This window comes from Rugosimonospora africana (genome assembly GCF_016862975.1).
Classification (GTDB): Bacteria; Actinomycetota; Actinomycetes; order Mycobacteriales; family Micromonosporaceae; genus Rugosimonospora; species Rugosimonospora africana.
In genome coordinates, this window is record NZ_BONZ01000078.1 from 51,417 (window position 1) to 59,196 (window position 7,780).

The window sequence follows — 7,780 nt, forward strand, 5'->3', positions numbered from 1 at the left end:
GCGGGGCGCCCGCGTTCCGAACGCCCCGCCGCCGAGGTGAGGGGTTACTTGAACAGGGCGTTGACGGTGGTGTTGGCCTTCTTCAACGCGGACGCCGCATCGGCCTGCCCGAGAATCACGGACTGGATGGCGTCCTGGACCGTCTGGCTGACCTCGTTGCCGTGATCGGTGATCGGCAGGAAGAAGGTTCCGCCGGCCGCCCCGGCCTCGTCGGTGAAGACGTGCACGTCCTGCCCCTTGGCCTGGTGCGCGGCCAGTGCCTTCTCGCTGTCGGCCTTGATGGCGGGGAACACCACGGCGTTGGCCGCGACGAGGTCCTGGCAGTCGGCGGAGCCGAGGAACTTGACCCACTTCCAGGCTTCGTCTTTGTGCTTGGTACCGGCGTAGATCGCGTCGGACAGGCCGTTGATGGCGGTCTTGCGTCCGGTCGGGCCGGTGGGCAGCGGGGCGAACGCGTACTTCTGTTTCGCCGTCGGCGACAGGTAGGAGTTGATGGTCCAGGAACCGGTGATGGTGATGGCACCCTGGCCGGCATCCATCACCGCGTCCCGGCCGAGGGTGGACTGCTTGTCGAACTTCGGCGCGTAGCCCTTGTCGATGAGCTGCCGGTACCAGTTGATGGTCGCCGCGAGTTTCGGGTCGTCGTAGTTGTAGTGCGTGCCCCACGGGTTCTTGTCCAGGAAGGTGAATCCGGCGCTCGCGGCGAGGTCGCCCCAGCCGTTCTGGCCCTGTGATCCGTCGGCCCATTCGGGCAGGAACCCATAGACCTTGACGTGGTTCTTGTCGAACGCCGGGTCCAGGCCGTTGTGCCCGCTCGCGTCCACAGTGGACATCGCGATGAGCTTCTGGAAGGTACCGCCGTCGTCCGGGTTCCAGGTGAGGCTGGTCAGGTCGGGGGCGCCCTTCGGCAGCAGGGCGGTGTTGTACACGACGGCCATGGTGTCCCAGTCCTTCGGCAGGCCGTACCGCTTGCCGTCCTTGGTGAACAGGTCGGCCAACCCCGCCTGGTACTGCGACAGGTCGACCTTGTCCTTCTCGACGTAGGGTTGGATGTCGAGGATCTGGTTGCTGGTGACGAACTGCGCGTAGTAGGAGGCGTGGTCGGTCCACACGTCCGGGGCGCTGCCGGAGGCCAGCTGGGTGGTCAGGTTCTGCCAGTACTGTGCCCAGGCGGTCTGCGTGATCTTGACGGTGATGTTGGGGTTTGCCTTGTGGAACGCGTCCGCACAGGACTGGTACGAGGCGCTCTGGGCGTCGTCCCAGAGCCAGTAGTTGAGGGTGACGCTGCCGCCACTGCCGGCGTCGGAGCCGTTGCCGCAGGCCCCGAGCGTTGCCGCGAGCGCGAGTGCGAGCGCGGCGCTACCGGCTCGCAGTCTCTTGTCCATGACTGGTGCCTCTCGTTGCGGGTGTGGATTACTTGATTCCGGTGAAGTTGAGCGATTGGACGAGGCGTTTCCCTAGGAAAATCAACAGGATGAGCACGGGCACGACGGACAGGACGGAGCCGGCCATCAGCCCGGTCCAGTCCGGCTGGGTGTTCGGCGACTGTTGCAGGAAGACCCCCAAGGCCACGGTGAGCACCCGGGTCTGCTCCTCCCGGCCGACCAGCAGCGGCCACAGGAAGTCCTTCCACGCCCAGACGGTGGTGGTCAGGGCGATGGTGATGAGCGGACCGCGGCTCATCGGGATCACGATGCGGAAGAAGATGCCCCACCGGCCCGCCCCGTCCAGCAGGGCAGCCTCTTCCACGTCGCGCGGAATCGACAGGAAAAACTGCCGCAAGAAGAACACGGCAAACGGCGTCATCAGCAGACTGGGCGCGACCATCCCGGCGAAGGTGTTGATGAGCCCGAGGTCTTTGACGAGGCTGAAGTTGGGAAGCAGAGTGAAGATCGGCGGCACCATCAGCGCGGCGACCATCACCGCGAACACCGCGTTGCGACCGGGAAAGCGGAGCCGAGCGAAGGCGTACCCGGCCATGGCGCAGCAGAACGTCTGCACGACCGCGATCAGTCCACTGTAGATGATCGAATTGAGGGTGTACCACAGGAAGTTGATGTGCGCGCCGGATCCACCGGCCGCGCGGGCCCGTTCGGCGTCGACCAGCCCCACGACCCGCGCGAAGTTGATGAGCGTCGGGTGGTGCGGCCACAGCGACCCGGCGTCGGTGAACAGGTCCGCCGACGGAGTCACCGCGGTGCGGATCATCCAGTAGAACGGGAAGACGGTGATGAGCACCGCCACACCGAGCACGAACCAGGCCACCAACCGGCCGGGCGCGAATCTGTTGCCACGCATGGTGTCGCCTCCTCAGGCCAGGTCCGAGCGGGAGGCCCGCAGCAGCCACAGCTGCACCGCGGTCAGCACTCCGAGGATGACCACCAGGACCATCGCGACCGCGGCCGCGTAGCCCATGTGGAAGTACGTGAACGCCTGCTGGTAGATGTAGAAGTAGATGACCCGGGTCTCGGGCGTCGGCTTGCCCTGGTACACCACCGCCACGGTGTCGAAGATCTGGAACGATCCGATCAGGGAAACCACGAGCACCAGAGCCAGGATCGGCCGCAGCAGCGGCAGCGTGACGCGCCGGAACATCCGTAGCTCCCCCGCCCCGTCCAGCGCGGCGCTCTCGTACAGGTGCTGCGGGATCTGCAGCATGCCGGCGTACAGGAGCAGTGCGGTGTAACCGGTGTAGGCCCACGTGTTGACGAGTGCGACCGACGGCATCGCCCACCCCGGCGAGTAGAACGAGACGCCGCCCGAACCGAGCGCGTGCAGCAGGTGGTTGACGAAGCCGAGGTTGGCGTCCAGCAGCCAGGCCCACAGCAGGCCCACGGTGACGTTGGGGACCAGCCACGGCACCAGCAGCGTCGCCCGCAGCACCACCGAGCGGGTCAGCCGGTGCATCAACGCGGCCAACCCGAGCCCGAGGAGCAGCTGCGAGCCGATGTTCACCACCACGTAGAGGGCGGTGACCTTCAGCGAGTTCCAGAACTGAGGGTCGCCGACAAGCTCGCTGTAGTTGTCCGCGCCGACGAACGACGGGGTGTTCAGCAGGCTGTAGTCGGTCAGCGAGAACCACACGCCGCGCACCGTCGGGTACCCGTAGAAGACCGCGAACCCGACCAGCACCGGGGCCAGGAACAACCACGCCACCCGGCGGTCATCGCGCGGGCGACGCCGTCGCTCCGCCGGCCCGGTCACGGCCTCCTCGCGGGGCGAGGCCCGGCGGGACACCGCCGCGGTCACGAGTTGAACCCCATCATCAGACACTCCCGTCCCGGTGCCTCGAACCTGGTCGTCCGCTACGGAGCGTGGCCTCTTGCCAACCGCCGCTCCATGGCTTAATGATGTAGACCTTCGAAAGTTTGTCAACAGCTCTTCGTATCAAGCTGGCAACATCGCTCCGCCGCACGGGGGCCCCGACCCGCACACACCCGTCCCGGAGGTCAACTGATGGCCCGATCCGTCCGATGGCGCGGCGCCGGCGCACTCGCCGCGTGCCTGGCCGCGACATGCCTGGCCGCCGCGCTGGCCATGGCGCCGGCCGCACCGGCATCCGCCGACGTCGCCACCTCATGGAGAACGCTGCCCGCCGGCCCCGCCCCGGTCAGCAACCCGCTGGAGGGCTTCATCCCGTACGCCGGCAGCTACGGCACCTTCCCGTACGCGATGGAGTGGTTCTACCTCCCGCTGAACGCGGTCGTGACCGGCCCCGACCGCTACGACTGGTCGGCGCTGGATCGGCAGCTCGACACGATCGCCGCCCGCGGCCACCAGTCGGCGTTGCGCTTCTACCTCGACTACCCCGGAAAGCCCAGCGGCATCCCGCGCTACCTGCTGGACGCCGGCCTGGCGACGCACAGCTACCCGGACTACGGCAACAACGGCATCAGCGTGTCACCGGACTACGACGATCCCCGCCTGGACACCGCGCTGGACCGGTTCATCGCCGCACTCGGCGCCCGCTACGACGGCGACCCGCGCATCGGGTTCCTGCAACTGGGCCTGCTCGGCTTCTGGGGCGAGTGGCACACCTACCCCTACGACGGTTCCACCCAACCGCAGAACTGGTTCGCCTCGCAGACCGAGCAGTCGCGCATCATGCGGGACTACGACGCCGCCTTCGACCGCACCCGGTTGCAGGTGCGCTACCCCAGCACCGACAACGCCGACCTGAACCTGGGCTACCACGACGACTCGTTCGCGGTGGAGACTCTGCCCGGCATCGGCTGGCACTTCATGGACAAGATGGAGCAGGCCGGCACCACCGAGAAGTGGCGCACCGAACCCGTCGGTGGGGAGCTGCGCCCCGAGATCCAGCCGTGCATCTTCGACAGTCCGGCCGACTGCCCGGTCATCGAGGACGGCGCGGACAACGACTTCCCCGGCAGCGTCGCCGCGACCCACGCCTCCTGGCTGCTCAACCAGTACGCCTTCGAACCCGGCTACCCCGCCGCCACGTACGCCGCCGCGCTGGCCGCGGCGCAGTCCCTCGGGTACCGGCTGCGGATCGACGCGGTCCGGGCACCGCTGGTCACCTCGCGCCATCGACTGACCGTCGGCCTGCGGATCGACAACACCGGCGTCGCCCCCTTCTCCTACGACTGGCCGGTGCAGCTCGCCGCGGTCGACCGGCACGGCCACGTCGCCAAGACGTGGACCGCACCCTGGCGACTGACCACGGTTACCCCCGGAGCGCCCCGGGAATGGACCACCACGCTGAACGCCGGCGGGCTCCGGCCCGGCCGGTACACCCTCGTGCTGCGCGCCGCCAACCCGCTACCCGGCGGGGTACCGCTGCGCTTCGCCAACGCCGGCCAGGACCGCACCCTGACCGGCTGGCTGACCCTCGGACCCACCGTCGTGTCCTGACCGGCAACCCGCCCGTGGCGGCGGCCGGTCACCGGCGGCCGCCGCCACACCCACCCCGACCGGAGCGTGGCATGCTCACTCGCCAACGGCACCACGCGATCCTCACCCTGCTGAACCGCCGCGGCGCGGTCACCGCGTCCGAACTCGCCGAGGAGTTCGGGGTATCCGACGTGACGATCCGCCGCGACCTCGTCGCCCTGCACGGAAGCGGCCTGCTGCATCGCGTTCACGGCGGCGCGGTCCGTGCCGGGGCGACCGCCGCGGCACTCGCCCGGCACGACCGGCAGGGCGGCACCCGCCAGGCGATCGCCCGGCTGGCCGCGGCAACGGTGCGGCCGGACACCACCATCGCCCTGTCCGCCGGTGCCACAGCGACGGCGCTGGCCGCCCTGGTGGCCGCGGTCGGCGGGCTCACCGTCATCACCAACTCCCTGCCCGCCGCCACGGCCGCCAGCCGCACCGCCGCACCGCCGGACCTGCTGTTGCTCGGTGGTCAGGCGAGCAGGCGCGGCGCACAGGTCGGCTCGCTGGCCCGCGCCGCCGCGGAGTCGGTGCACATCGAGACGCTGTACCTGGACGCGTACGGCATGCACCCGACGGCCGGCTTCACGACCGCCGACCTGCTCGAAGCCGACATCAACCAGGTTCTGGTCGGCTCCGCCCGCCGGCTCGTGGTGCTGGCCGACCACACCGCCTGGGGCAGGGCCGGAATCCGTACCGTCGCCAGACTGCACCAGGCCGAACTCGTCATCAGCGACACCGGGCTGCCCGCGCAGGCCCGCACCGCCGTCGCCGCGACGGGCGGCCAGCTCCTGCTCGCCGATCCATCTCCGATCCCCTGAACCGAGGCAGAGCACCAGGCCACCGCACCCGTGGCCGCGCACACCGACCCAACCCCACCCCGTTGGAGGTAACGACATGCGCATCCCTGCCCGACGACGCCTACGCGTCGGCTTGGCAACCCTGTGCACCGCACTGCTCGGCAGCGTCGCCGCGCTGGTGAGCGCGGCACCGGCGGGCGCCTTCGCCCCCGTACCGCACGGGGTCCCGGCCCGGCCCGCGCCACCGGCCAGTCCCGACCCGACGCTGCAGGCCCATCCGCTGTCCTACGCCCCCGGGCCACTGGACAACCCGCTCAAGGGCTTCGCCCGCTACTACTGGCCCGGCAGCGACGAGAACGGCGGCTACCCGCACTCCATCATGTGGAGCTACTTCGGCCTGTCCGAGGTGATGACCAACCCCAGCAACTGCGCGAGCTACAACTGGTCCATAGTGGACAACATGCTCAACGAGGTCGCCTCGTACGGCAACCAGGCGGCGATCCGCTTCTACCTGGAGTACCCGGGCGGCACCGGCAGCCACCCGGGCAACGCGATCCCGCACTGCTTCGACGGGCACGTCACCTACCGCAACAACACGTACTGGGGCACGATCAGCCCCGACTACGACAGCCCGTACCTGCTGTCCGCGCTGGACGGCTTCATCTCCGCGTTCGGCGCCCGCTATGACGGCGATCCCCGCATCGGCTTCATCCACCTCGGTCTCATCGGGCTGTGGGGTGAGTGGCACACCTGGCCGTTCGACACCGATACCGCCGACGGCTACCCCAACCTCATGCCCACCGACGCCGACGCGGCCAGGGTCATCAACGACTACGCGAACGCCTTTCACCACACCAAGCTGGAGGTCCGCTACCCCGACGCGGCCGGCGGCGCCGCGAGCAACCTCGACATCGGCTACCACGACGACTCCTTCTGCTACCGGGAGGGCAGCCCGCTGGCCGGGGTCACCCTGCCCCAGTCCCTCGGCGGCGCCGACTACGCCCAACTGCAACGGGACCTGAACGCGGGCACCGAGAACAAGTGGATCACGGACTCGATGGGCGGCGAACTCCGGCCGGAAATCCAGTCCTCGGCCTTCTCGTTCTGGCCGGGCGGCTCGGGCCAGGTCGACAACCTGAAGGCGTGCATCGAACTGGAGCACACCACCTGGAAGCTCAACGAGACCAGCCAGAGCTACTCCGCGACCGACCCGAACGTCGCCGCCGCGGTCCGGCTGATGGGCTACGACCTGACCGCCACCAACGCGTACTTCAAGAACACGGCCAGCGGCAGCACCACCGTCGGCGTCCAGCTCAGCAACGACGGCGTCGCCCCGTTCTACTACCCGTGGACGGTCACCCTCGGACTCAAGAACGGCAGCGGCACCGTCGTGAAAACCTGGGACACGCCCTGGGATCTGCGCACCGTCATGCCGTTGAAGATCCGGGCCTTCCCGAACTGGGGCGTCGGTTCCGACCCGACCTACCTCGACTACGGGTACCCGCAGTACTTCCAGTCTACTGTGGACCTGTCCGGTGTCGCCTCCGGCGGCTACCAGTGGGTGCTTCGGGTCAAGAACCCACTCGAAGCAGCGTCCGCCAACGCAAAGAAGCTGCGGTTCGCCAACGCCACGCAGAACACGGACGGGTGGCTCGGTCTCGGTGCGGTGACCGTCGGCTCCGGCGGCGGTGGCGGCGACACCTCGCCTCCGAGCGCACCGACCGGGCTGACGTCGCCGTCGCACACCGCCACGACCATCGCGCTGTCCTGGAACGCGGCCACCGACAACCTCGGCGTCACCGGGTACCAGGTCTACCGCGGCACCACCCAGGTCGGCTCACCGACCGGCACCTCCTACACCGACACCGGCCTGACTCCGTCCACCCAGTACAGCTACACCGTCCGGGCCCGGGACGCCGCCGGCAACCTGTCCACCGCATCCTCGCCGGTGACCGTCACCACCGGCGCGGCTAGCCAACCGGGCAGCTACGAGGCTGAGGCGACCGGTAACACCCTGGCCGGCGGCGCGGTCGTGGCGTCCTGCACCGGATGCTCCGGCGGCGCCAAAGTCGGGTACCTCGGCA

Annotated in this window: 6 protein-coding genes; 3 read left to right on the forward strand and 3 right to left on the reverse strand. The window is 69.0% G+C overall.

The features are described 5' to 3' along the window. Positions 1–44 precede the first annotated feature (44 nt). The 3 genes from Raf01_RS36945 to Raf01_RS36955 are packed head-to-tail and all read right to left on the reverse strand — an operon-like array spanning position 45 to position 3,249. Positions 45–1,385 (reverse strand): ABC transporter substrate-binding protein, encoded by a 1,341-nt coding sequence (locus Raf01_RS36945; RefSeq protein ID WP_203922760.1) that lies wholly within the window; start codon positions 1,383–1,385, stop codon positions 45–47. A gap of 28 nt (positions 1,386–1,413) precedes the next feature. Further along, positions 1,414–2,298 (reverse strand): carbohydrate ABC transporter permease, encoded by an 885-nt coding sequence (locus tag Raf01_RS36950; protein WP_203922761.1) that lies wholly within the window; start codon positions 2,296–2,298, stop codon positions 1,414–1,416. 12 nt (positions 2,299–2,310) lie between these two features. Then, on the reverse strand, positions 2,311–3,249 hold the full coding sequence (locus tag Raf01_RS36955; protein WP_239134267.1) for a carbohydrate ABC transporter permease: 939 nt from the start codon (positions 3,247–3,249) through the stop codon (positions 2,311–2,313). A gap of 207 nt (positions 3,250–3,456) precedes the next feature. On the opposite strand from Raf01_RS36955, the gene Raf01_RS36960 reads away from it, so the two are divergent. From Raf01_RS36960 to Raf01_RS50695, 3 genes are all read left to right on the forward strand, one after another. Next, positions 3,457–4,875, forward strand: a complete 1,419-nt coding sequence (locus Raf01_RS36960) for a DUF4832 domain-containing protein (RefSeq protein WP_203922762.1) — start codon at positions 3,457–3,459, stop codon at positions 4,873–4,875. A 71-nt stretch (positions 4,876–4,946) separates the two neighbouring features. After that, the gene (locus Raf01_RS36965; protein WP_203922763.1) at positions 4,947–5,717 is read left to right on the forward strand and encodes a DeoR/GlpR family DNA-binding transcription regulator; all 771 of its coding nucleotides are present in this window, start codon (positions 4,947–4,949) and stop codon (positions 5,715–5,717) included. 76 nt (positions 5,718–5,793) lie between these two features. Beyond that, positions 5,794–7,780: fibronectin type III domain-containing protein (locus tag Raf01_RS50695; protein ID WP_203922764.1), on the forward strand; the 1,987-nt coding region annotated here is incomplete at its 3' end.